The following is a 360-nucleotide window of genomic DNA, read 5'->3' as shown; positions in this document are numbered from 1 at the left end:
CTGCCCTGAACGTTCGACCGCCGCCCTTCTAGTCATGGTCGTCAGGGTGCGGCGACTTCTGCGCCTTCTCCGACTGCACGGTCCCCTCTTCCACATGCAATGCCGCCACGCGCTCCTGGGCTTCGTGGCGTGCTTGCTCGAGCAGAGCCTCCTCTTCAGGCGTTGGTACAGGCGTCGACGTGTGAACGTTGGTCATGGAAATTCCTCCGAGTGATGAATGCAAGGTGCCATGTCGAACGCAGGGTTCCTGTAGGAACGGGAGCCGGCTCGACCTCAGCCTGGAAGGGTCTCGCACGATGCGGCCAGCCGTCGCGGCCACCGATCGCATCGGTCTTGTAGGAGTCGACTGACAAACACGGG

Annotated in this window: 1 protein-coding gene; it reads right to left on the bottom strand. The window is 62.5% G+C overall.

Going from position 1 to position 360, the window contains the following annotated elements:
* Nucleotides 1–28: 28 nt before the first annotated feature.
* Complete coding sequence (locus CVH10_RS25815) at nt 29–196, bottom strand: hypothetical protein (RefSeq protein WP_181244487.1); 168 nt, start codon at nt 194–196, stop codon at nt 29–31.
* Nucleotides 197–360: the final 164 nt, after the last annotated feature.

This window comes from Halomonas sp. ND22Bw (assembly GCF_003011945.1).
Taxonomy (GTDB): domain Bacteria; phylum Pseudomonadota; class Gammaproteobacteria; order Pseudomonadales; family Halomonadaceae; genus Halomonas; species Halomonas halophila.
Note: the sequence above shows the minus strand (reverse complement) of the source record. Positions and strands in the feature narration are given on the sequence as shown.

Bases quoted from the DNA above. Each gene is read 5' to 3' on its own strand.
- CVH10_RS25815 (WP_181244487.1), bottom strand. From the start codon at position 196: ATGACCAACGTTCACACGTCGACGCCTGTACCAACGCCTGAAGAGGAG.